Source organism: Sphingomonas sp. PAMC 26621, assembly GCF_000251145.1.
Taxonomy (GTDB): domain Bacteria; phylum Pseudomonadota; class Alphaproteobacteria; order Sphingomonadales; family Sphingomonadaceae; genus Sphingomonas.
In genome coordinates this window covers 104,792-125,603 of sequence record NZ_AIDW01000014.1, presented here as the reverse complement: position 1 = coordinate 125,603, position 20,812 = coordinate 104,792, and the positions used below count along the sequence as shown (strand labels likewise).

At 65.5% G+C, this 20,812-nt stretch carries 16 protein-coding genes; 10 read left to right on the top strand and 6 right to left on the bottom strand.

Features of this window, described 5'->3' with window-relative positions; translation table 11 throughout:
- Positions 1–74: 74 nt before the first annotated feature.
- A complete protein-coding gene (gene ypfJ / locus RI03_RS07000) occupies positions 75–1,001 on the bottom strand; it encodes a KPN_02809 family neutral zinc metallopeptidase (protein ID WP_010163104.1) in 927 nt (308 codons plus the stop codon).
- Positions 1,002–1,161: 160 nt separating this feature from the next.
- Between ypfJ and RI03_RS06995 the strand changes: the two genes are divergently transcribed.
- From RI03_RS06995 to RI03_RS06985, 3 genes are all read left to right on the top strand, one after another.
- Complete coding sequence (locus tag RI03_RS06995; RefSeq protein WP_010216167.1) at positions 1,162–2,322, top strand: patatin-like phospholipase family protein; 1,161 nt, start codon at positions 1,162–1,164, stop codon at positions 2,320–2,322.
- A gap of 32 nt (positions 2,323–2,354) precedes the next feature.
- Positions 2,355–3,140 carry a 3-hydroxybutyrate dehydrogenase gene (locus RI03_RS06990; RefSeq protein WP_010216165.1) on the top strand — a complete coding sequence of 262 codons (786 nt, stop codon included), beginning with the start codon at positions 2,355–2,357 and terminating at the stop codon, positions 3,138–3,140.
- A gap of 135 nt (positions 3,141–3,275) precedes the next feature.
- Positions 3,276–3,890 (top strand): DUF4893 domain-containing protein, encoded by a 615-nt coding sequence (locus RI03_RS06985; RefSeq protein ID WP_010163101.1) that lies wholly within the window; start codon positions 3,276–3,278, stop codon positions 3,888–3,890.
- Between the two features lie 28 nt (positions 3,891–3,918).
- Here the strand turns inward: RI03_RS06985 and RI03_RS06980 are convergent, their stop codons facing one another.
- Positions 3,919–4,869 (bottom strand): cation diffusion facilitator family transporter, encoded by a 951-nt coding sequence (locus tag RI03_RS06980; RefSeq protein WP_010216164.1) that lies wholly within the window; start codon positions 4,867–4,869, stop codon positions 3,919–3,921.
- 26 nt (positions 4,870–4,895) lie between these two features.
- Positions 4,896–6,308, bottom strand: a complete 1,413-nt coding sequence (locus RI03_RS06975) for an amino acid permease (RefSeq protein WP_010216163.1) — start codon at positions 6,306–6,308, stop codon at positions 4,896–4,898.
- Between the two features lie 343 nt (positions 6,309–6,651).
- On the opposite strand from RI03_RS06975, the gene RI03_RS06970 reads away from it, so the two are divergent.
- Positions 6,652–7,851 (top strand): multidrug effflux MFS transporter, encoded by a 1,200-nt coding sequence (locus RI03_RS06970; protein WP_010216162.1) that lies wholly within the window; start codon positions 6,652–6,654, stop codon positions 7,849–7,851.
- A 179-nt stretch (positions 7,852–8,030) separates the two neighbouring features.
- Complete coding sequence (locus RI03_RS06965; RefSeq protein ID WP_010216161.1) at positions 8,031–9,209, top strand: zinc-dependent alcohol dehydrogenase; 1,179 nt, start codon at positions 8,031–8,033, stop codon at positions 9,207–9,209.
- Between the two features lie 169 nt (positions 9,210–9,378).
- Here the strand turns inward: RI03_RS06965 and RI03_RS06960 are convergent, their stop codons facing one another.
- A complete protein-coding gene (locus RI03_RS06960; protein ID WP_238542302.1) occupies positions 9,379–10,038 on the bottom strand; it encodes a PEPxxWA-CTERM sorting domain-containing protein in 660 nt (219 codons plus the stop codon).
- A 375-nt stretch (positions 10,039–10,413) separates the two neighbouring features.
- Positions 10,414–10,785, bottom strand: a complete 372-nt coding sequence (locus RI03_RS06955) for a hypothetical protein (RefSeq protein WP_026046522.1) — start codon at positions 10,783–10,785, stop codon at positions 10,414–10,416.
- A 268-nt stretch (positions 10,786–11,053) separates the two neighbouring features.
- Here RI03_RS06955 and otsB point away from each other — a divergent pair, with 268 nt between their 5' ends.
- The 4 genes from otsB to RI03_RS06935 are packed head-to-tail and all read left to right on the top strand — an operon-like array spanning position 11,054 to position 16,277.
- Positions 11,054–11,806, top strand: a complete 753-nt coding sequence (gene otsB / locus RI03_RS06950; RefSeq protein ID WP_010216158.1) for a trehalose-phosphatase — start codon at positions 11,054–11,056, stop codon at positions 11,804–11,806.
- Complete coding sequence (locus RI03_RS06945; protein WP_010216157.1) at positions 11,803–13,584, top strand: glycoside hydrolase family 15 protein; 1,782 nt, start codon at positions 11,803–11,805, stop codon at positions 13,582–13,584. Before otsB ends, RI03_RS06945 begins: the two co-directional genes overlap by 4 nt.
- The gene (locus RI03_RS06940; RefSeq protein ID WP_037514939.1) at positions 13,581–14,978 is read left to right on the top strand and encodes an alpha,alpha-trehalose-phosphate synthase (UDP-forming); all 1,398 of its coding nucleotides are present in this window, start codon (positions 13,581–13,583) and stop codon (positions 14,976–14,978) included. Before RI03_RS06945 ends, RI03_RS06940 begins: the two co-directional genes overlap by 4 nt.
- Before the next feature lie 48 nt (positions 14,979–15,026).
- Positions 15,027–16,277, top strand: coding sequence for a cation:proton antiporter (locus RI03_RS06935; RefSeq protein WP_037514938.1), 1,251 nt, complete (start codon positions 15,027–15,029; stop codon positions 16,275–16,277).
- 147 nt (positions 16,278–16,424) lie between these two features.
- Here RI03_RS06935 and RI03_RS06930 read toward each other — a convergent pair whose 3' ends face one another.
- Complete coding sequence (locus RI03_RS06930) at positions 16,425–18,062, bottom strand: inorganic phosphate transporter (RefSeq protein WP_026046521.1); 1,638 nt, start codon at positions 18,060–18,062, stop codon at positions 16,425–16,427.
- Positions 18,063–18,452: 390 nt separating this feature from the next.
- Between RI03_RS06930 and RI03_RS06925 the strand changes: the two genes are divergently transcribed.
- Positions 18,453–20,792: an ATP-dependent helicase gene (locus tag RI03_RS06925; RefSeq protein WP_026046520.1), complete on the top strand. Its 2,340-nt coding sequence runs from the start codon at positions 18,453–18,455 to the stop codon at positions 20,790–20,792.
- The last annotated feature ends 20 nt before the right edge of the window (positions 20,793–20,812 follow it).

Below are 20,812 nucleotides of genomic sequence, written 5' to 3'. Positions count from 1 at the left end.
GCCTCGTTACCTCGGCCCTCGCTACTGGGCCCCGGCCTTCGCCGGGGAAGTAGCCAGACGAGGTGGCCCAGACCTTAGATCGCCCCTGCGAACGTATTGCACGCATTCGGATCGCCGCTCTCCATTCCGGTCCGCAACCACTTCATCCGCTGAGCCGAGGTGCCGTGCGTAAAGCTGTCGGGCACCACGCGGCCCTGCGACTGCTGCTGGAGCGTATCGTCGCCGATCGCGTGCGCGGCGGTCATGCCTTCCTCGACGTCGCCGGGCTCGAGCCGGTCGCGGTTCTGCGCCGCCCACACGCCGGCATAGCAATCAGCCTGCAGCTCGAGCTTGACCGATGCCTGGTTGCCCTCCACCTCGTTGCCGCTCCGCTGGATCTGCGAGACCTTGTCGGACGTGCCGAGCAGGTTCTGGATATGATGGCCGAATTCATGCGCGATCACATAATCCTGCGCGAAATCGCCCTTTGCGCCGAAGCGGTTGGCGAGTTCTGCGAAGAAGCTGGTGTCGAGATAGACGCCCTGGTCGCGCGGGCAATAGAACGGTCCCATCGCGCTTTGTGCCGCGCCGCAGCCCGAACGACCGTTGCCGCCGTAGAAGACGAGCTTGGGCTGCTGGAACTGCTGCCCGTTGCGCTGGAAGATCGCCGCCCAGGTCTTGTCCGCCGAACTGAACGCGTTGCACGCGGTCCGGCTTTCGGCATTCAGCGTACAGCTCGACTTGGCGTCGGTCCCGCCGCGCGCGCTCCCGCCCTGTTGCCCCACCTGCTGGGTCGGCGCGCCGACCTGCCCGCCGCCACCACCGAGCATGCCGAGGCCACCACCGAAAAAGACCAGCACCGCAAGCAGCACCGCCACACCGCCGCAACCGAACCGGCTGAACACCAGCGGCACCAGCCCGAGCAGCAGACCGCCGCCGCCCCCGCCGAAGCCACCGCCGCCGCCGCCCTGCCCGCGCTGGTCCTCGACGTTGATGTTGGGATCGAAATCGTCGAGACGCATGGCGGAGATATTCCGGATTCGTTGCCGTTGCGGCATGAATGCGCGGCGGCCCCGCTTGTTGCAAGCACGCAGGCCGATGCGGCGCTTTTGTCAGGCGGACCAGCTCGCGTTTCATCAAACTGTCGTTGATCCCGCACCGCAACACGCGCATGTCGAATGCATGGCGGATGCAGAGTCGATCAAGCCCAAACGGCGCGCGAAGGCGCTCCCCTTGCCCGATTGCGTCGCGCTTGTGCTGCAAGGGGGCGGTGCGCTCGGCAGTTATCAGGCCGGAGTGATCGAGGGACTCGCGTCGAGCGGGATCGAGATCGACTGGGTCTCGGGAATCTCGATCGGCGCGATCAACGCCGCGATCTTCGCGGGCAATCCGCCGGAGCAGCGCGTCGAGAAACTCGCCGCCTTCTGGGACACGATGACCGGCGCGTTGCCGTGCTTCCCGATCTTTCCCGACGACCGGATCCGCGAATTCCTCCACGAGGTCTCGGCTGCGACCGTGTTGTCGATGGGGGTCCCGGGGTTCTTCTCGCCGCGGCTCCTTCCCCCGACGATGGCCTTCCCCGGCACCCCGGACGCGCTGAGCTTCTACGACAGCACCCCGCTCAAGGCGACGCTCGACGGGCTGATCGACTGGGATCTGCTCAACGACGGGCCGGTGCGGCTGTCGGTCGGCGCGGTCGATGTCGAGAGCGGCAATTTCAGCTATTTCGACACGACCGACATGCGGATCGACGCACGCCATATCATGGCCTCGGGCGCGCTGCCGCCGGGGTTGCCCGCGATCGAGATCGACGGGCGGCTGTGGTGGGATGGCGGGCTCGTCTCCAACACCCCGCTGACGCATGTGCTCGAACATCAGCAGGGCGAATTGCTCGCGTTCCAGATCGACCTGTTCCCCGCCGCGACCGAACGCCCGCGCACGATCATGGACGTGATGGCGCGCGAGAAGGAAATCCGCTTCTCGAGCCGCACGCGCCAGGTCTCCGACCAGATGATGCGCGACCGCAAGGATCGCGAACTCGCCCGCCGCGTGCTCGCGAAGCTCCCCCCGGAGATGCGCGACGACCCCGACGTGGTGGCGCTCGCGGCACGGACCAACGCCGATCCGGTCAACCTCGTCCATCTCATCCACCGCGCCAATGCGTGGGAGGGCGGGAGCCGAGATTTCGAATTTTCCGCACGGACGATGCGCGAGCATTGGAATGCGGGGATGAAGGCGGTCGCCGAGACGATGGCGAATGCCGAGCTGATCGCGCAGAATATCGAGACCGGCAAGAGCGCCGCGTTCGACCTGACCCAGCGCGTCACCCCGCGCCCGTTCTAACAACCCCTCCCCCGCCGAAACGGAGACTCCCCATGTTCCTCAAGGGCAAAACCGCGATCGTCACCGGGTCGACCTCCGGGATCGGCCTCGCCTACGCCAGACTGTTCGCGCGCGAAGGCGCGAACGTGATGATCAACGGTTTCGGCGACGCCGCCGCGATCGAAGCCGACCGTGCGGCGCTGGAAGCGGCGAGCGGCGGCACGGCGCTGTACGATGCCGCCGACATGACCAGGCCCGACCAGATCGCGGCGATGGTCCACCGCTGCCACCGCGAGTTTGGCGGGCCGGACATTCTCGTCAACAACGCGGGCATCCAGCATGTCGCGCCGATCGAGGACTTTCCCGCGGACAAGTTCGAGGCGATCATCCAGATCAACCTCAATTCCGCCTGGTACATGATGCAGGCGGCGGTTCCGTACATGAAGGCCGCGAAATGGGGCCGGATCATCTCGACCGCCTCGGCGCATTCGCTCGTCGCGAGCCCGAACAAGTCGGCCTACGTCATGGCGAAGCACGGCCTCGTCGGCCTGTCCAAGACGATCGCGCTCGAGACCGCGACGGACGGGATCACGGTCAACTGCATCTCGCCCGGCTATGTCTGGACCCCGCTGGTCGAAGCGCAGATCCCCGACACGATGAAGGCGCGCGGCCTGACGCGCGAGCAGGTGATGGACGACGTGCTGCTCGCCGCGCAGCCGTCCAAGGAATTCGTCACGGTCGACCAGGTCGCCGCGCTCGCGCTGTTCCTTTGCCGCGACGAGGCGAAGGCGATCACCGGCGCGAACCTCTCGGTCGACGGCGGGTGGACCGCGGCCTGACCGCTCCGTCGGCGACTGCCTGACGGTTATCCTTGGCTTTCCCGGGCTGGCGTGGTTGATTGGTGGGATGTCGCATGACCGCCCGCCGTCCGCACTTCGATGCCCCTGAAGGGTCCGGCCTGCTGCTCGGGGTTGATGCTCGTTGCCGCGCTCACCGCTTTCGGGTGCAAGCCCGCGAAGGCCATCGCCAAGAAGTCGGGCACCGTCAGTACCGATCTCGACTGGCGCCGGGTCGCGACCCCGGCGGATCGGTCGCGCTTGCGGTCGTGGCGCGGGGCGTGGATCGACGCACTGGCGAAGGTCCGCGCCGCGGGCCTGATCGCACCGATCGACGCCGATCCACTGCTGTTCGATCCCGACCGCGCGTTACCCGATGCGGTGCCGCCGCCGGGCACCTATCGCTGCAGCGTGACCAAACTCGGCGCGCACGGCACGGCGATGCGCGACCTGACCATGTACCCGCCGGTCGATTGCCGGGTCGATCGCGACGGCGGGCAGGTCCGGCTGTCGAAAGTCGGCGGCGGGCAACGCCCGGTCGGCGTGCTGTTCGACGATTCATCGTCGCGCGCGGTCTTCCTCGGCACGATGCTGTTCGGCGACGAGCACCGCCCGCTCGCCTATGGCCGCGACGGGACCCGCGACCTTGCGGGCTATGTCGAGCGGATCGGGGTCCGGCGGTGGCGCCTCGTGCTGCCGTCGCCGCGGTTCGAATCGGTGCTCGACGTGGTGGAGATCGTGCCGGCGGAGTAGCAGCGGTCGTTCGCCGTCGCCTCCCCCGTCAGGCCTTGCCGGTCTCCGGCAGGTCCGCGGCATTCTCGCGCTTCTCGGGCCGGATGTAGATCGACGACAACATCGGCTCGGCCTTCTTCAGGTCGGTCTCGATCGTTTCGATCAATGTCTCCGCCTCGCCCATCGTCAGCGTATCGACGAAGTCCGCGCTGATCGCCACGAAGATGCTTTGCGGCGCGGTATGGATCGTCCGGACGTGGTTGACGCAGGTGATCTCCGGGCGACCGTCGACGATCGCACGGACGCGCGCGACGATCGCAGGATCCGCGCCCTCCCCGATCAGCAACCCCTTCGCCTCGCGCGCGAGCAAAGCTGCGACCACGCCGAGGATTCCCCCGATCACGATCGACGCGATCCCGTCGATCCGCGGGTCCTGCAGAAAATGGCTCAGCCACACGCCGACGCCTGCGACGATCAGCCCCGCCAACGCCGCCGAATCCTCGAACAGCACGATGAACCCCGCCGGATCCTTCGACCGCCGGACCGCCTGCCACCACCCACGCCCGCGGTTATCCGCGGCGAAACCGCGCATTGCGAGGACCCAGGACGTCCCCTCGAGCGCAAAGGCGACCCCCAGGACGATGTAATTGACCAGCGGGTCGCGCAGCGGCTCGGGTTCCTCGAGATGGACCCAGCCTTCGTAGACCGACACCCCCGCGCCGACCCCGAAGATCAGGATCGCGACGACGAAGCTCCAGAAATACAGTTCGCGGCCATAGCCGAACGGATAGGCCGCATCGGGCGGGCGTTTGCCGCGATGCTGGCCGTACAGCAGCAGCACCTGGTTGAAGCTGTCGACGACCGAGTGGAACCCCTCGGTCAGCATCGACGACGATCCGGTGATCGCCGCCGCGACGAACTTCGCCACCGCGATGCCGAGATTGGCGGCAAGCGCGGCGAAGATCACCAGGTTGGACTCGCCTTCTTTGGCAGCGGACATGTCGGACTTCCTGTTCCGCGCGCCGATCAGGCGGCGATGGTGGCGCGCGCGCGACCGTAGATGAAATACACCAGCAGCCCGACCGCATTCCACGCAACGAACGAAAGCTGGGTTACGACCTGCAGGCTGGTGAAAAGATACGCGCAGCCCAGAATCGCGAGCGGCGCGATGATCCACGCGAGTGGCATCCGGAACGGCCGCCGCGCCTCGGGCGCGCGTCGCCGCAGCACCAGCACGCACGCCGCCACCGCGACGAACGCACACAAGGTCCCCGCGTTGGCGAGGCTGGCGATCACGTCGATCGGCATCAGCGCGGCGATGATGCTGACGAACAGCGCGGTCACCAGCGTGACGCGCGCCGGCGTCCCGCGCGCCGAGACGCGCGCGAGCGCGGGCGGGAGGAACCCGTCACGTGCCATGACCAGGAAGATCCGGCTTTGCCCGTACAGGAACCCGAGGATCACCGTCGGCAGCGCGATCGCCGCCGCCGCCGCGATGATCGTCGCGATGCCGGGCTGCTGCAACTGGACGAGGATCAGCGCGAGTGGCTCGGCACTCTTTCCGAACACGCTGTAATGGACCGCGCCGACTGCGGCGAGCGCGACGACGATGTAGATGATCGTGCAAACGACCATCGACCCGACGATCCCGATCGCGAGATCGCGCTCGGGGTTCTTGGTCTCCTCCGCCGCGGTCGAGATCGCGTCGAAGCCGTAGAAGGCGAAGAAGATGATCGCGGCGGCGCCCATCATGCCGTATTTGACACCGTCCGCGCCGGCCACGCTGCCATAACCGTAGGGCGCGAAGGGGTGCAGGTTGGCGGTGTCGAAATGCGGCAGCGCGACGATGACGAACAGCGTGAGCGTGACGATCTTGAGGATCACGAGCGCGCTGTTGATCCGCGCGCTCTCGCGCGTGCCGAGCGTCAGCAGCCCGGCGACGACCGCGATGATGAACACGGCTGGCAGGTTGATCCCGAACGCGCCCCCGACGCTCGGCCCGTGCGTCAGCACCTCGGGCAGCACGATCCCGACCCCTGCGAGGAAGCGCACCGCATAGCTCGACCAGCCGACCGCGACCGCCGAGACGACGAGCGAATATTCGAGGATCAGGCTCCAGCCGACGACCCAGGCGATGATCTCGCCAAGCACCGCATAGCTATAGGTATAGGCGCTGCCCGAGGCGGGGATCATCGTCGCCATCTCGGCATAGCACAGCGCCGCGCACGCGCAGATCGCGCCTGCGACCGCGAAGCTCAGCAACACCGCCGGACCCGCGCGATCCGACGCGACGCCGATCAGCGTCAGGATGCCTGTTCCCACGATCGCCCCGACGCCGAGCGCGATCAGATGCGGCCAGGACAGGGTCCGCGCGAGCTGCTGTCCGGCGGGCTGCTCCGCGCCGCTGGTGATGATCTTGCGGCGCAACAGACTGGCCATGCTTCCCCCGGGAATGTTTTATCTTTCGTTCGCCTTAACGCGGGAGTGTGGCGGGAGGAAAGCCCTGCCGGCGGGGAGAGCACGATCGCCCTCGCTGCACGCGCACCACCTCCCCTTCTTCCCCGGCGAAGGCCGGGGCCCAGTCGCGGGCCGGTCATGGCAGACGCTGCACGTGCTTGCACAGGCCATCGCTACTGGGCCCCGGCCTCCGCCGGGGAAGCGAAAGGAGGGGGACTGCGGACATACGCCTTTATAGCTCCCGCACGAGCACCATCAAAGATAGCCTATACCGCCCCACCCCTTTAAGCGGACCCGCATGACCACCCCCGCCCCAGCCCCGGCGATGCACCGCCATGAATTCGTCGCGTTCGTCGCCGCGCTGATGGCGGTGAACGCGCTCGGCGTCGACCTGATGCTCCCGGCGCTCGCCGACATCGGGCGCGACCTGTCGATCGCCACCGCCAACCACCGGCAGTGGATCATCACCGCCTACATGCTCGGGTTCGGCACCGGCCAGCTCGCCTATGGCCCGCTGACCGACCGTTACGGGCGCAAGCCGATCCTCATCATCACGCTGCTCGGCTTCGTCGCGGCAAGCATCTTCGCGGCGAGTTCGGGCACGTTCGGCGCGCTGCTCGGCGCGCGCATCCTGCAAGGGCTGATGTCCGCGGCGACGCGCGTGCTCGCGGTCGCGATCGTGCGCGACAATTTCTCGGGGCGGACGATGGCGCGGACGCTGTCGGTCGCGCAGATGATCTTCTTCCTCGTGCCGATCCTCGCGCCCAGCCTCGGGCAGGTGCTGCTGACGATGGGGCCGTGGCGCTTCATCTTCTACGCGCTCGCCGGATTCGCCGCGTTCGTGCTGGCGTGGACGCTCGCACGGCTGCGCGAATCGCTGCCGGTCGCGCGGCGGGTGCCGATCTCCATCGCGACGCTGTCCAGCTCCTACCGATTGACGCTGACCAACCGCTATTCGGCGGGCTATGCGCTCGCCGCGTCGCTGACGTTCGGCGGGATCATTGCGTTCGTGGCGTCGGCACAGCAGATCTTCGTCGATGAATTCCACGCGGGCGAACGCTTCACGATCCTGTTCGCGGTCTGCGCGTTTTCGATGGGGTGCGCCTCCTTCGCCAACAGCCGGCTGGTCGAGCGACTGGGGACGCGGCTGATCTCACAGGTCGCGGTGTTCGGCCTGATCGGCCTGTCGCTGATCCACCTTGCGGTGATCGCGACCGGGGCGGAGTCGCTTATCACCTACATGGTGTTCCAGGCGCTGAGCATGACCTGCATCGGGCTCTGCGGATCGAACTTCGGCGCGATGGCGATGGAACCGGTCGGGCATATCGCGGGGACCGCGTCTTCGGTGCAGGGGTTCATCACCAGCGTCGGCGCGGTCCTGGTCGGCACCGCGATCGGACAATCGTACAATGGCACGACTTTCCCGCTCGCGATCGGCTATCTCGCGATCGGGGTCGCTGTGTTGGGGATCATCTGGGTCGTCGAGGGCGGGGCACTGTTCAAGCCAAGAATGCAGCACGACTAACCGCGTTGGCCAGGCAATCTTAACCAAGGTTTAGTTCGGCAGACACCACAGGGTATCCCCGTACATTTACTTATTGTCATCCGGCTAAAGACCGGGACCTTTTCCGGCATCGCTCGTTACCGCGACAGGATCCTTTGCCCTACCCCCGGGGCGGATCCACAGCCCAACGGAGACGAGCAATGCGTGCATTATGCTGGCATGGAAAAGGCGACGTTCGCGTCGACACCGTAGCCGACCCGGAAATCAAGCATCCCCGCGACGCGATCATCAAGGTCACCGCCTGCGCGATCTGCGGGTCGGATCTTCACCTGCTCGACGGCTATCAGCCCACGATGGAATCGGGCGACATCCTTGGCCATGAGAACATGGGCGAAGTCGTCGCGCTTGGGTCGGAAGTGACCAACCTCAAGATCGGCGACCGCGTCGTCGTACCGTTCACGATCAGCTGCGGCGATTGCTGGTTCTGCCGTAAGGGGCTGTTCTCGGCCTGCTGCACGACCAACCCCAATGCCGAAATGGCGATCAAGGCGATGGGCCATTCGCCCGCCGGCCTGTTCGGGTTCAGCCACATGCTCGGCGGTTATTGCGGCGGTCAGGCGGAATATCTGCGTGTGCCGATGGCCGATTTCGGCCCGATCAAGGTGCCTGACAGCGTTACCGACGAGCAGGCGCTGTTCCTCTCGGACATCTTCCCGACCGGCTACATGGCCGCGGAAAACGCGCAGATCGAACCCGGCGATACGGTCGCGATCTGGGGTTGCGGCCCGGTCGGCCAGTTCGCGATCCGCTCGGCGCTGATGCTTGGCGCAGGGCGCGTCATCGCGATCGACGAAGTGCCCGAGCGGCTGCGGATGGCGGAAGCCGGCGGCGCGGAGACGATCGATTTCAGCGACGTCGAGAACGTCTATGACGAGCTGCAATATCGCACCAAGGGCCGCGGGCCGGACAGCTGCATCGACGCGGTCGGTGCGGAAGCCTCGGGCCACGGTTCGGTGGATGCGGTGCTCGACAAGGCCAAGGCGACGGTCGGCCTTGCGACTGATCGCATCCATGTGCTGCGCGAAGCGATCATGAGCTGCCGGATGGGCGGCACGGTATCGATCCCGGGCGTCTATGTCGGCATGGGCGACAAGGTCCCGCTCGGCGCGCTGATGAACAAGGGCCTGACGATCAAGGCGGGCCAGACGCACGTCCAGGCGTACACCAAGCCGCTGCTCGCGCGGATCGAGGCGGGTGACATCGACCCGAGCTTCGTCGTCACGCATCCTGCGTCGCTCGAGGATGCGCCGGAAATGTACCAGAAGTTCCGCGACAAGGAAGACGGCGTCATCAAGGTGGTGATGCGCCCCCACGGGTAAGGCCGGGCCGGGGTGGCGGCGGTGCCGTCACCCCGGCGACGGTAGTGCGCCGTAGGTTTGTACATGCGAATGTCGTGTTTTGGCGGAGTACTGACCGTCAACTGCTGTGCGTCAAATAGCAAAAAGCCGCCAGCCTTTCGGCCAGCGGCTCTTTTAATTTCAGTCGAAATTAGGCGTAGGCAACTGTCGTCCGGACCTGCTGGCGGCGACGAACGGTGCAACCGATCATGCCGAAGCCTGCCAGCATCATCGCCCACGTTGCGGGCTCAGGAACAGCGCCGCCGGCCACGTCCGAACCGAACGTGATATCGTCGTAGCCGGTCTGGCTCGCGGTTCCACCGAAGTCGATCGAGTGAGCGGTACCTGCAAACGCGACGCCCGCATTGGTAAAGTTGCAGAAATCGCCGGTGGGGTCACCGCCGCAGTTCTGGGTAAATTGCGCGCTCAGATCGATTGTCCCGAGCAGGGTGCCAGTTCCGTTGAAACCGCTGAACACGCGTACCGTCGCGGCCGTCGCGGACGTGTAGAAAAAGGAGAATCCGGTATCGAACCCGTTTGTCACGTTCAGGATCGGGGTCTCGGCGCCGGTGAAAAAGAAAATCGTGTTTCCCGACGGCTCGTTTGCAAAGTTACCGTTGCCGCCGGCGTCGGAATCAACCAGAGCAAGCGTCGAGGCTGAGAAAGTATAATTCGGAGCGTAGAAGTTACCGACTGGTGTGCTGTCGGCAATGCCCTCAAACGTCAGAACTGTGACTGCAGCTGATGCTGGTGCTGCGGCACACAGAGCAATCACGGATGCAGCAGCTATCGTAGCTAGGCGAGATTTCATGACGAGCTCTCCTTGGTCGACGGAATCGTCCTCTTGACTATTCTCGTTTGTGACCTGCTGAAAAGGAGCAAGGACCGTGCCACTGGTGGATTCACAACAAGCTGTGGTGTCGCCTAGATGAGACTGTAAAAAGTAATTACACATTGTCTTGAATGCCTGTCGGCAGCACTAACAGTAACTATTTGGGTCAATCTGGATCTGGCGAGTATAAACTTAAATGCGAATATCGAGATATTCCATTAACTTGCCGACCGGCGGGTTATGGGCGTTTGCGGACTGTCAGCTTTCAGGCGGGTAGTTCGCGTTCATCGCGGCCGAACGTCGTAATCTGGTGGGAAGCCGACCTTCCCCTCGTCGCTCTCGCGGAGGAAAGTGTCAAAGTCTGCCAATCCATAGGGAATAATACATCGCGAAAAGATAAAGGGCGCTACCGACACTTCCAATCGTCGCGGCCTGAAATAAACTGCGGATATCGGCTTGGGCAAAGGCTCTGATGCTATACTTTGCTCCAAGCAGCGCGAAAAAAGGTGACGAGAGAAATACAGTTCCTGAAACCACGAGCAACACCGCTCTCAGTTGCGCATGCAGGCTTCCTGACGCGTTAAAAATTCCAGCGCCAATCAAAACAATTCCAGCCAGACACACCTGTAGCAGGAAAAAAGCTGCCGTTAGGTATGCGAGGAATATCGCTACCGCTGCGACCTTATAGACCGTTCTATCCATCACCGGTCTGTAGCCGAGAATCATTACAAAAAGCACTTTGTCCGCAACTGGGCGAGAGCGGTCGGTCGCTTTTACAGGTTAACCCCCTAGCCCGAGCCTATCCCAACCGCCGCATGCTGAACGTGTTTCAACATTCACCGCGCAGCGGGCACGGACCGGACTTGCTCCATGCTGCCCCTGAAGTATCCTCACGGCCACGCCGGATACAGACTTCAACGATGTCGCCCCCCCACCGCGCTAACGACGGCGGTTTCGGGTGACGCCAGCCCCCCCACCTTGCTATCGCGCGCGCATGACGACCCCCTCCCCGGATTCGCTCCCGCCCGTCACGCTGCTGCGTGGCGCGGCGCTGTTCCTCGATTTCGACGGGACGCTGGTCGAGCTTGCCGCGCGGCCCGAACTCGTGACCGTCAGCGAGCGGCTCGCAACGCTGCTCGAGCGGCTCCGCACCGCACTCGACAACCGCGTCGCGATCATCAGCGGGCGGTCGGTCGACGGCATCCTCGCGCTGTTCGGCCCGGTACCGCTGACGATCGCGGGAAGTCACGGCCTGGAGGTGCAATCGCACGACGGATTGCGATCGCTGCCGGAACGACCACCTGCACTCGATCGTATTCTGAACATCATGAAAGATTTTGCTCAAGCGACACCTGGCCTGCTGGTCGAGGAGAAACCCTTTGGCGCGGCGCTGCATTATCGCGCCTGCCCCGAGATGGAACCGCAGGCGCACGCGCTTGCCCGGACCCTCGCTGATGAAAGCGCGCTGCATCTGCAGACCGGCAAGATGATGGTCGAGCTCCGCGTCGGCGGCGGCGACAAGGGCTCGGCGCTGCGGCGCCTGATGGCCACGCCGCAGATGGCGGGGTTCACGCCCGTCTTCCTTGGCGACGACGATACCGACGAGCCCGCAATGGCGGCGGCGGCGGCGCTCGGCGGCGCGGGCATCCTGATCGGGGCATCGCGCCCGAGCAGCGCGGCGTATCGCCTTCCCGATGTCGCGGCGACGCTCGACTGGCTCGAAGCCGCGTGCGGGGTGGCGGCATGAGCTCGCTCGATCTCTGGCCGATCGGCAATTGCCAGGTCAGCGCGCTGGTCGACCGTGCGGGCAGCTTCGTCTGGGGCTGCGTCCCGCGGATCGACGGCGATCCGTTGTTCTCCGCGCTGCTCGGCGGCGAAAAGCCCGAGCGCGGCTATTGGGGAATCGCGATCGAGGACAGCGTCTCGGTCGAGCAGCATTACATCCGCAACACCCCGATCCTCGTCACGCGCCACACCGACGGCGCCGGCAACGCGATCGAAGTGATCGATTTCTGCCCGCGCTTCATCAGCAACGGCCGCAGCTATCGCCCGGTCTCATTCGCGCGGATCATCCGCCCGGTCGCGGGCAGCCCGCGCGTTCGCATCCAGCTTCGCCCGACCTGCGGCTGGGGCGGCACCTGCAACGAGAAGATCGGCGGGTCGAATCACATCCGCTTCCTGCTCGAAACGATGGCGATGCGGCTCAGCACGACCGCGCCCGTCGGGATGATCCAGAACGAACTCGCGTTCCGGGTCGAGCGTCCGCTGCACTTCTTCCTCGGCCCGGACGAGAGTTTCGCAGGCGATCTCGCCGAGACGCTCGACGCGATGCTCGCCAAGACCACCGCGCACTGGCAGGAATGGGTCCGCGGCCTCGCGATCCCGCTCGAATGGCAGGACGTGGTGATCCGCTCGGCGATCACGCTCAAGCTGTGCCAGCATGAGGAAACCGGCGCGATCGTCGCGGCGATGACGACCTCGGTGCCCGAACATGCGGGTTCGCAGCGCAACTGGGATTACCGCTACTGCTGGGTGCGCGACGCTTATTATACCGTCCAGGCGCTCAACCGGCTCGGCGCGCTCGACGTGCTCGAAGGGTATCTCGGCTATCTCCGCAACATCGTCGATGCGGCGGCAGGCGGCCATATCCAGCCGCTCTACGGCGTGCTTGGCGAGGCGCAGCTCGAGGAACGCGTCGCGCCCGATCTCCCCGGCTATCGCGGGATGGGCCCGGTGCGAGTCGGCAATCAGGCGTATGAGCAGATCCAGCACGATGCCTACGGCCAGATCGTGCTGTGCAGCGTCCACGCCTTTTTCGACACCCGCCTGTTCCGGCTCGCGGGGATCGAGGATTTCGAATCGCTCGAACATGTCGGCGAACGCGCCTGGGCGAATTACGACCAGCCTGATGCCGGCCTGTGGGAACTGCGCACGCGGCAGAGCGTCCACACCTATTCGTCCGCGATGTGCTGGGCGGCGTGCGACCGGCTCGCGAATGCTGCACACAAGCTCGGGCTGACCGAGCGCGCGACGCTGTGGCAGGACCGCGCGGCGACGATCCGCGAACGGATCGAGACCGCCGCGTGGCGGCCGGAAACGAAGCGCATGTCGGCGACCTTCTCGGGTGACGATCTCGACGCTAGCCTGTTGCAGTTGCTCGACCTTCGCTTCCTCGAACCCGAGGATCCGCGCTTTATCGATACGTTGAAGGCGGCGGAGGAAGGGCTGCGACGCGGCTCGTTCATGCTGCGCTATGCGATCGAGGATGATTTCGGGATGCCCGAAACCGCCTTCAACGTCTGCACCTTCTGGCTGATCGAGGCGCTGCACTTTACCGGGCGGAGCGAGGATGCCCGCGCGCTGTTCGAGGAAATGCTCGCGCGCCGGACCGCTGCCGGGCTGCTGTCCGAGGATATCGAGCCCGAGACGGGCGAACTCTGGGGCAATTACCCGCAAACCTACTCGCTGGTCGGCATGATCAACTGTGCCGCCCTGCTGAGCAAACCGTGGAGCTCGATCCGATGACTCGTCTGGTGATCATCTCGAACCGCGTGTCCGCGCCCAAGGGGTCGGAATCGGGCGCGCAGGGTGGCCTTGCGGTCGCGCTGCAATCGGCTCTGCGGCAGTATCGCGGCGTGTGGTTCGGATGGTCGGGCGAACGCACCGACCATTTCACCGGTGACATCAACTTCCATCGCAACGATGGCGTCACGACCGCGACGGTCGATCTCGAAGACCAGGACATCGACGAATATTACAACGGCTATGCCAACCGGACCTTGTGGCCGCTGTTCCACTACCGCGTCGATCTCGCTGAATATGAACGCGATTTTGCGGGCGGCTATCAGCGCGTCAACGAGCGTTTCGCTGAGACGGTGCAGCCGCTGATCGAGGCGGAGGACGTGGTATGGATCCAGGATTACCACATGTTCCCGCTCGGCGACGAGCTGCGCAAACGCGGGTGCGAGAACCGGATCGGCTTCTTCCTTCATATCCCGTGGCCGCCGCGTCGCCTGCTGTCGATCCTGCCGGAAGCGCAGGAACTGGTGCGGCGGATGTTCGCCTATGACGTGATCGGCTTCCACACGCAGGAGTGGCTCGAGAGCTTCCTCGATTTCGCGCGGCTCGAAATGGGCGCGACCGTCGCGGACGGCACCGTCACGCTCGGCGACCGCAGCGTCCGCGTGCTCGCCTGCCCGATCGGGATCGACGCGCCCGAATTCGCCGAGCTCGCGCGCAGCGTCGTTGCGCGGCTGACCTATCGCCGGATGCGCGACAGCGCGGACGGGCGCGACATGATCGTCGGGGTCGACCGGCTGGATTATTCCAAAGGCCTTGAGGAGCGCTTCCTCGGCTATGAGCGGTTCCTGGTCGAGCATCCGGAAGAGCGCAAGGAAGTGTTCCTGCTCCAGATTGCCCCGCCGTCACGCGGCGCGGTCGGGAGTTACCAGCGCATCCGCAACACGCTCGAAAGCCTGTCGGGCCGGATCAACGGTGCCTATGCCGACGTCGACTGGGTGCCGATCCGCTACGTCAACCAGGGCTATGGCCGCGATACGCTCGCGGGGATCTACCGTGCGTCGAAGATCGGGCTCGTCACGCCGTTGCGCGACGGGATGAACCTCGTTGCCAAGGAATATATCGCGGCGCAGGACCCCGAGGATCCGGGCGTGCTGATCCTGTCGCGCTTCGCGGGCGCGGCGGCGCAACTGACCCAGGCGATCCAGGTCAACCCGTACAGCGCCGAGGAAATGGCGGATGCGATCCTGACCGCGCTGCGGATGGGCAAGGACGAACGGATCCGCCGCTGGCGCGCGTGCATGGATTCGATCGAGGATCAGGACATCGACTGGTGGCGCGAGACGTTCCTTGCCGCATTGATGGCGGCGGACATGCCCGAGGCATCCGCGGCGGCCTGATCGTCGTCGTGCAACGGGAGCCTATGTAGCATCCGGTCGTTGATGCGGATGCTGCAACTCTCTCATGAACTGATCCTGCTTGGGATCGGCGGACTTATCCTGCTCGCCGCCTGGCTACCGTTGCTGCTGAAGAAGCTGCCGCTGTCGTTGCCGATCATTTGCATCGGCCTCGGTTTGTTGCTGTCGATGACGCCGTGGTTTCAGGCGAGCCAGACCCGCCTGACGCACGACCCGACGCTTGAACATCTCAACGAAGGTATCGTCCTGATCGCGCTGATGGGCGCAGGACTGCGGCTCGACCGTAAGTTCGGCTGGCGGCGCTGGCGCTCGACATGGGTCCTGCTGCTTGCCGTGATGCCGCTGACGATGCTTGCGGTGTTCGCTGCGGCGCATTGGGGTGTCGGCTTGAGCGTCGCCGCTGCGCTGCTGCTCGCCGCCGCGATCGCGCCGACCGACCCGGTGCTCGCCGCCGATGTACAGACCGGCCCGCCGACGCAGGGCGAGGATGGCGAGACCCGCTTCGGGCTTACGTCCGAAGCCGGCCTCAACGACGGCCTCGCCTTCCCGTTCATCGCGCTTGCGATCAGCGTGCAACAGGGTGCGGTCGACTGGCTGCACTGGTCGCTCGTCGAGGTCGCCAGCGACCTCGCGCTCGGCGTACTGATCGGCTGGGTGCTCGGCAGCATCGCGGGCTATCTGATGTTCCGCCTGCCCTCGGCCAAACTGTCGGACACCGGGGACGGACTGGTTGCGATCGGCGTGACCTTCTGCGCTTATGCCCTGTCCGTGTTGATCCACGGCAACGGCTTCATCGCGGTATTCATTGCGGCGTTGACGATCCGATCGACCTGCCCCGACAATGAATTTCACACGGCGATGGCGGAATTCTCGGGCCAGATCGAACGCGTGCTGATGACGCTGGTAATGGTGCTGTTCGGCTGGGCAGTCGGCAAGGGCCTGCTCGCGCCGCTCGACTGGCGCGGGGCGCTGCTCGCGGTGGGGATCGTGTTCGTCATCCGCCCGGTCGCCAGCCTCGTCGCGTTTGCGCGGTCGGATACGCCGGGGTTGTCGAAGCGGCTGATGGGGTTCTTCGGCATCCGTGGGATCGGGACGCTGTTCTACCTGCAATACGCCTTCAACCGCGCCCAGTTCGGGGAGCGCTCGCAGATCTGGGCGATCGCGGGAACGGCGATCCTGTTGTCGATCGTCGTCCACGGGATGACCGCGACACCGCTGATGGCGAAGGCCGATGCGCGACGCGAAGAGCGGGAAAACGCCGAGGCGGCCGAACCGGCGTAAGCGCTTAACGATATCCTGCGGGCCGTTCGTTTCGAACGCAGCCGAGAGGTCCGGCATCGCGCCGGTTGCCCGACGTCGCGGAAAACGAAAGGGGGGCGGGAAGCCGTAAGACTTCCGCGCCCCCTGCTCAGACCCGACGCGGTCGGATCAGAGCTTCGTCAGCGTCAGGAACAGCACGTACAGCGCACCCGAGAGCGCCATCGCCACCGGCAGCGTCAGCAACCACGCGAGCGCCATGTTGATCACGGTCCGCGACTGCAGCCCGGCACCGTTGGCGACCGAGGCACCCGCGACGCCCGACGACAGGATATGCGTCGTCGACACCGGCAGGCCGTACACTTCCGCCGCCATGATCGTCCCCGCCGCGACCAGCTCGGCCGACGCGCCCATGCCATAGGTCAGGTGCGACTTGCCGATCTTCTCACCGACGGTGATCACGATCCGACGCCATCCGACCATCGTGCCGAGACCCAGCGCGAGCGCGACCGTGATCTTGACCCAGGTCGGGATGTAGCGCGTGCCCTTCTCGAGGTTGGTCTGATAGCCGGTGATCGCCTTCAGCTCGGGCTCGCTGAACGTCGCCGCGGCGGCCTTCTTGTCCTTGGTCGCGAGCCGGGTCGTGTCGAGCACGAGATACATGTCGTTGCGCAGGTTCGGGGTCGCCGCAGCGGACACCTTGTTGAGCGAGCCGAACGCGTTGATCCGCTGGCCGAGATCGCGCGACAGCGACGATGCCGCGGCATAGACCTGGGGGCTGGATGCCTTGCGCGTCTGGAGCGCCTTGGTCAGCACGCCGCGCGCTTCGTCCATCGTCGCGACCGTGCCGCCATTGGCATGGACCGAGAAGGCGTTCGCAGCAGCATTCGCGCTCGCGACGAACGCCGGCGTCTGGCTCTCGGGCATCGTGCGGTTGAGCGCATAGGCGGTGGGCGCGCAGCCGATCAGGATCAGCATGATCAGCCCCATGCCCTTCTGCCCGTCATTCCCGCCGTGCGCGAAGCTGACCGCGGTGCAGGTGAAGATTAGCAGCGCGCGGATGCCTTTGGGCGGCGGCGCATTGCCCTCGGGTTCCTTGTAGAGCTTGGGGTTCTTGAGGACGAACTTCATCACGATCAGCAGCAGGAACGCCGCGCCGAAACCGATCAGCGGTGCCATCCACAGGCCGGTGAGGACCTTGGTCGCCTGGCTCCAGTCGACGCCCGACGTTCCGCCGACTCCCGAGGACATCAGCTGGTTGGCGAAACCGACGCCAAGGATCGACCCGATCAGCGCGTGGCTCGACGAATTGGGCAGGCCGACGAACCAGGTGGCGAGGTTCCACAACACCGCCGCGAGCAGCAGCGCGAAGATCATCGCGAAGCCGGCGCTGCTGCCGACATGGAGGATCAGGTCGACCGGCAACAGCGTGATGATCGAATAGGCCACCGCCCCGGTCGAGAACATCACGCCGAGGAAGTTGAAGAAGCCCGACCAGACCACCGCGAGCGGGGCCGGCATCGAATGGGTGTAGATGACGGTCGCGACCGCGTTGGCGGTATCGTGGAAGCCGTTGACGAACTCGAACCCCAGCGCGATCAACAGCGCGAGCGCGAGAAACGCGAAGGTCCCGAGCGCGAGGCCCTCGCCGACCTGCTTGGTATCGGTGAAGATGCTGAAACCCGCGAAGGCCAGACCCGCCACCATCACCGCCAGGAAGATCCAGCGGCCAGCGGGATGCAGTTGATGATCCAACCGGGGGCTGCTCTTTGCCTCTGCTTCGAGAGGCGCCGACAAGGTAGTAGCCATGGCTTTGAAAGGCCTTCACTCGGATGGTTACGGGTGTTTAAGATGTACTGGTGTCCCGCGCCGATAGCTGCCTCGCACGACAAAGGCCAGCCCCGAAGCATCCGGTCGATGCTAACCGCGTCCCATTCCTACCATAAGACGTTGAATACTATGACGGTCGGTCGCCACCGCGAACCGTCGCCAACCTAACCCATGGCGCCGTCCGACACCTGGCACCCCGCTCGACTTGCCTCCTAGTATAGATACGGCATTGTTTTGCGAACGCTTCGGGGCAAGCCTTCGGCCCTGGCGCGGCATCCCCGGCCGATAGACGTCGTCCGGAGTCGCACCGCTGGGGCCTATGCAACGGCGCGCTTGCTCCCACGGCGCGCGTTCCCTACCTGTTCACAGATGAGTCTCCCTGTTTCCCCCGACGCCCTTGCGCCCCATGATCCACCCTATTTGTGGGGCCTCAACGCGCCGCAGCGCGACGCGGTGCTGACGACGGAAGGCCCGGTGCTCGTGCTCGCGGGCGCCGGCACCGGCAAGACCGCGGCGCTGACCGCGCGACTCGCGCATCTGCTCAACACCCGAAAGGCGTGGCCGAGCGAAATCCTGAGCGTCACCTTCACCAACAAGGCCGCGCGCGAAATGCGCGAACGCGTCGGGCGGCTCGTCGGCGATGTGGTGGAAGGGATGCCATGGCTCGGGACGTTCCACGCGATCGGCGCGAAGATGCTGCGGCGGCATGCCGAGCTCGTCGGGTTGCAGAGCAACTTCACGATCCTCGATACCGACGATCAGATGCGGTTGCTCAAGCAGTTGATCCAGGCCGCCGACCTTGACGAGAAGCGCTGGCCCGCGCGGCAGCTTGCGGGGCTGATCGACGGGTGGAAGAACAAGGGGCTGACCCCGGCGCAGATCGATGCGGGCGAGAGCGAGCTCTACGCCAACGGGCGCGGGCAGGAATTGTACGCCGCGTACCAGACCCGTCTCGCCGCGCTCAACGCGTGCGATTTCGGCGATCTCCTGCTCCACATGCTCGTCATCCTGCAGCGCGATCGCGACGTGCTCGCCGACTATCAGCGCCGCTTCAAGTACATCATGGTCGACGAGTATCAGGACACCAACAGCGTCCAGTATCTCTGGCTCCGCCTGCTCGCGCAGGAGCGCAAGAACATCGCCTGCGTCGGCGACGACGACCAGTCGATCTATTCGTGGCGCGGCGCGCAGGTCGAGAATATCCTGAAGTTCGAAAAGGACTTTCCGGGCGCGAAGATCATCCGGCTCGAGCAGAATTACCGCTCCACCCCGCACATCCTTGGCGCCGCCTCGGGCGTGATCGCCAACAACAGCGGGCGGCTGGGCAAGCAGCTTTGGACCGAGCTCGACGTCGGCGAGAAGGTCAAGGTGCTCGGCGTGTGGGACGGACCCGAGGAAGCGCGCCGCGTCGGCGAGGAAATCGAATCGGCGCAGCGCGCGGGTACCTCGCTCGACGAGGTCGCGATTCTCGTCCGCGCGCAGCACCAGACGCGCGAGTTCGAGGACCGCTTCATCGCGACCGGGATTAATTACCGGATCGTCGGCGGCTTCCGCTTCTACGAACGCGCCGAGATTCGCGATGCGCTGGCGTATCTGCGTGTCGTCGCGCAGCCCGCGGACGATCTCGCGTTCGACCGGATCGTCAACGTCCCCAAGCGCGGCCTCGGCGACAAGGCGGTGTCCAAGGTCCACCAGCTCGCCCGCGCGCAGGGCATCCCGCTCGTTACTGCCGCAGCGCGTCTGCTCGACACCGACGAGCTGACGGGCGCCGCGCGCAAGTCGCTCGGCAATCTCGTGATCGACATGGCGCGATGGCGCGCGCAGGTGACCGAGCTGTCGCATGGCGACCTCGCCCGCATCATCCTCGACGAGAGCGGCTATACCGGCATGCTCCAGGCCGAGAAATCGGTCGAGGCGGCGGGGCGGCTCGAGAACCTGACCGAGCTGGTGCGCGCGATGGAGGAATATGAAACGCTCGGTGCGTTCCTCGAACACGTCAGTCTCGTGATGGACAATGAGGCTGCGGCCGAGGAGCCCAAGGTCACGATCATGACGATCCACGCCGCCAAGGGCCTGGAATATGACACCGTCTTCCTCGTCGGCTGGGAGGAAGGGCTGTTCCCGTCGCAACGCTCGCTCGACGAGGGCGGCACCGCGAGCCTCGAGGAGGAACGCCGCCTCGCCTATGTCGCGATCACCCGCGCGCGCCGCCGCGCGACGATCCTGCATGCGGCCAACCGCCGGATCTATGGCCAGTGGACGAGCAGCATCCCGAGCCGCTTCGTCAACGAACTCCCGCCCGAGCATATCGAGGCCGAAAGCAGCATGGCGGGCGGCGAAAGCCTGTGGCGCGCCAACTGGTCCGAACGCGCCGATCCGTTCGCGGACGTCGCACGCGGGACCGGGCGTGGCCCCGGCTGGCAGCGGGCGGCAGGGGTCGGCGGCGGGGTCGGCGGCGGGTCCAAGCCCGGCGGGGACTTTACCAGTCGCACCTTCTCGCGCGAACCGTCGCGCGTGCAGGAGTCGCGGTCATCCGCGATCAGCCTCGGCAACAAGGGTCGCAGCGACGTATCGGTCGGGATGCGCGTCTTCCACCAGAAGTTCGGCTACGGCCTGATCGCGGAGATCGAGGGCAACAAGCTCGAGATCGACTTCGAAAGCGCCGGGCGCAAGCGCGTGATGGACAGCTTCGTGACGCTCGGCGGCTGATCGTGCGGGGCATACGGTTC

Coding starts and splice junctions, on each gene's coding strand:
- ypfJ (WP_010163104.1), bottom strand. CDS start 1,001: ATGCGTCTCGACGATTTCGATCCCAACATCAACGTCGAGGACCAGCGC.
- RI03_RS06995 (WP_010216167.1), top strand. CDS start 1,162: ATGGCGGATGCAGAGTCGATCAAGCCCAAACGGCGCGCGAAGGCGCTC.
- RI03_RS06990 (WP_010216165.1), top strand. CDS start 2,355: ATGTTCCTCAAGGGCAAAACCGCGATCGTCACCGGGTCGACCTCCGGG.
- RI03_RS06985 (WP_010163101.1), top strand. CDS start 3,276: ATGCTCGTTGCCGCGCTCACCGCTTTCGGGTGCAAGCCCGCGAAGGCC.
- RI03_RS06980 (WP_010216164.1), bottom strand. CDS start 4,869: ATGTCCGCTGCCAAAGAAGGCGAGTCCAACCTGGTGATCTTCGCCGCG.
- RI03_RS06975 (WP_010216163.1), bottom strand. CDS start 6,308: ATGGCCAGTCTGTTGCGCCGCAAGATCATCACCAGCGGCGCGGAGCAG.
- RI03_RS06970 (WP_010216162.1), top strand. CDS start 6,652: ATGCACCGCCATGAATTCGTCGCGTTCGTCGCCGCGCTGATGGCGGTG.
- RI03_RS06965 (WP_010216161.1), top strand. CDS start 8,031: ATGCGTGCATTATGCTGGCATGGAAAAGGCGACGTTCGCGTCGACACC.
- RI03_RS06960 (WP_238542302.1), bottom strand. CDS start 10,038: ATGAAATCTCGCCTAGCTACGATAGCTGCTGCATCCGTGATTGCTCTG.
- RI03_RS06955 (WP_026046522.1), bottom strand. CDS start 10,785: ATGATTCTCGGCTACAGACCGGTGATGGATAGAACGGTCTATAAGGTC.
- otsB (WP_010216158.1), top strand. CDS start 11,054: ATGACGACCCCCTCCCCGGATTCGCTCCCGCCCGTCACGCTGCTGCGT.
- RI03_RS06945 (WP_010216157.1), top strand. CDS start 11,803: ATGAGCTCGCTCGATCTCTGGCCGATCGGCAATTGCCAGGTCAGCGCG.
- RI03_RS06940 (WP_037514939.1), top strand. CDS start 13,581: ATGACTCGTCTGGTGATCATCTCGAACCGCGTGTCCGCGCCCAAGGGG.
- RI03_RS06935 (WP_037514938.1), top strand. CDS start 15,027: ATGCTGCAACTCTCTCATGAACTGATCCTGCTTGGGATCGGCGGACTT.
- RI03_RS06930 (WP_026046521.1), bottom strand. CDS start 18,062: ATGGCTACTACCTTGTCGGCGCCTCTCGAAGCAGAGGCAAAGAGCAGC.
- RI03_RS06925 (WP_026046520.1), top strand. CDS start 18,453: ATGAGTCTCCCTGTTTCCCCCGACGCCCTTGCGCCCCATGATCCACCC.